Annotated in this window: 2 protein-coding genes; both read left to right on the forward strand. The window is 60.8% G+C overall.

From position 1 onward, the window contains the following. A partial coding sequence (locus NW809_RS11975) for a Tic20 family protein (RefSeq protein ID WP_414402243.1) occupies positions 1-374 on the forward strand: 374 nt, incomplete at its 5' end. A 46-nt stretch (positions 375-420) separates the two neighbouring features. After that, positions 421-2,277 carry a hypothetical protein gene (locus tag NW809_RS11980; protein WP_099887177.1) on the forward strand — a complete coding sequence of 619 codons (1,857 nt, stop codon included), beginning with the start codon at positions 421-423 and terminating at the stop codon, positions 2,275-2,277. Positions 2,278-2,502: the final 225 nt, after the last annotated feature.

A 2,502-nucleotide genomic window follows, 5' to 3' on the forward strand; every position in this document is an offset into this window, starting at 1 on the left:
CTCTGCCAGGTTTGATCCCCATTTTTAGTCCACTGCTGCGCTTGCTGCCCCTGGCCACAGGCTGGTTGGGGGTGGGGATATTTCTCGCCCTGCTATTTTTAGTCCGCAACAGCCGTGTCGCCCACTTTGTTCGCTTCAACACCATGCAGGCGCTGTTGCTCAACATTGCCCTGTTCTTGGTGCAAGTGTTGATGCAGGTGTTTGCTATGCTCTTTGGCAACCTCGGCCTGGCAGCACTTGTCAGCATTTTGGCCACCACCGCACTTCTGGGCGTGATCGCCATCACCGTCTACGCTTGGGTGCAGAACGTTCGCGGCCACTATGCCGAGGTGCCGGTGCTCTCCGATGCCGCCTATGCCTGGATTCGCTATTAATTCCTGGCAAAGAGGGAGGTAGGCAACGCCTAGTCCAGAAGTGAGGATGAAAGCGTTACGCCAACCGAAGCTGCTGGTCGGGCTTGCGCTGCTAACTGGAGTGCTGGCCCTGCTCTGGCCGATGCTGCAGCGGGGCTACCCCATCACTCATTCCACCCACTTCAACCTCAGTTGGGCCTTTCAGTATCAGCGGCAGTTTTTCGGCGGGCAGTTTTACCCCCGCTGGCTGGAGTATTCCAACTTCGGCTACGGCAACCCCACCTTTGCCTTCTATCCACCTCTATGCATGGTGGCCCCTTTGCCGTTTCGCCTGCTGGGGCTGGATATGCCTGGATCCTTGGTGGCCAGCATGGGCCTGGCGATGGCAGTCTTCGGGCTGGGGCTGTACGTCCTGCTGCGGCAAGTGCTTCCTTGGGCTTTGGCGCTGGGCTTGGCCCTGCTGAGCATGGCCGGCCCCTATTGGTTGGTAGACATCTACCAACGGGGGGCAATTGGAGAAGTGTGGGCCATTGCAATCCTGCCCTGGATTTTCTGGGCCTCGCTGCAGACGATCTGCCGGCCCCAGTCCATTGGGCCGGTTGCGGTTTTGGCGCTGAGCTATGGGTTGCTGACGCTCTCTCATCTGCCCACGTTGCTGGTGTTTACCTTGATTTGGCTGCCCCTGCCTTGGGTGTTGGGGGGAAGGGATCCCTTCTGGCCCAGGGTGGGACGCTGCTACCTAGGATTTGGGCTGGGGCTGGGGTGGGCTGCTTTTTATCTGTTGCCGGCCTTTTGGGATCAGCGCCATGTCCAGGTGGACTTTGTCAACTTTGCCGAAGAGTACACGCCCCACCATCGCCTGATGCTGAGCGGGCTCATGCAGCTTCAGCCGCGCTGGACAGAGCACTGGTTTGAGAGCAACCTGGTGGGGTACTGGGTCTGGATGGCAGCGGTTCTGGTGGGGGCGGGGCTCCTGGTTTTTCTGGAGTGGCTGGCCCGCCGAACAGAGGGGACGTTGCTCTTGCAGGGAAGCGGAGCTGACGAATTCCCTCTTGCCAAAGCCACCCTGCTCTACAGCCTGGGAGCCAGCCTGGTGGCGTTGCTGATGATGACGGATCTGCTGGCTGGGCTCTACGAGTGGGTTTTGCCGCTGCGGCGCATCCAGTTTTCCTGGCGCTGGATGGCGGTGACGGCGGTAACCGTGCCTTGGCTATTGGGATCCTTAGCTGGGTGGGGATGGGGGCACAAGCGCCTGCAGCTCCTTTTGCTGGTGGGGATCGGCCTGGCCATGGGAGTACAAACCTGGCAGGGCTTGCAACTGATGTCCAAAGCCGGCTTCGATCTGCAGCTTGTCCAAACCTTTCAAGAGCTAGCTGCGGCCAAGCAGTTCCCCCACGAGCCGCAAGAGCGGCCGGGCATTGCTTTTTTGCACCTGCACTGGCGCTTTCCCGATGGGTTGGCGCTGGTGGATGCGCTGGAATACCGGCCCCGCCAGGCGACGCTGCCCATGCCGCCCCCACAGGTGGATCCGCTCTTGCAGTGGCAAGGCGAGGTAGAGGATCCAGCCGCACTGCTCCAGGTGGAAGAGTGGCGCTATGGCTACCGTCGCTTTCGCGCGGTTAACCCTACCTCCCAAGAACAATCGGTAGCCTTACGCACGTTTTACTACCCCGCCTGGCGCTTACAAATCGATGGACGGTTCAGAGCTGCCGAACCCAACGGGGTGGGGCTGTTGCAAGTGCGGATCCCGCCGGGGGAGCATCGGGTGGAGGTGCGCTACCTGGGCACGGCGGCGGACTGGCTGGGCTGGATCCTGACGGGTGTGGCCGGAGTGCTGCTGGTGGAGCTGCGGCGGCTGCTGCGTTGGAGGCCCTGGCTTAGGACACCTGAACAAGAGATGGCAGAAGGGAGCACTTCCACCTAAACAGGGCTGCCTGCGCTTAATACTCCCCCTCGTGCGGCTGGCTCCGGTTGAGGACAGGGCGTTTTGCGATATCGCCTAGCACGGCGCCTTGGCCGGTGTTGGTCGAGGGCATCAGCTTGGATGGTGAGGGAGTTGACACTCCCACCCAGGGGATTCTTACGCAGTCCACAAAAGAACCCGTAACGGCGTTGTCAAAGCGCCTCTAGACAGTTCCTGAAGGCAAAG

This window comes from Synechococcus sp. WC101, assembly GCF_047461555.1.
In the GTDB taxonomy this organism is placed as follows: Bacteria; Cyanobacteriota; Cyanobacteriia; order Thermostichales; family Thermostichaceae; genus Thermostichus.

Excerpts from the sequence above, each read along its gene's own strand:
- NW809_RS11980 (WP_099887177.1), top strand. The coding sequence starts at position 421 with ATGAAAGCGTTACGCCAACCGAAGCTGCTGGTCGGGCTTGCGCTGCTA.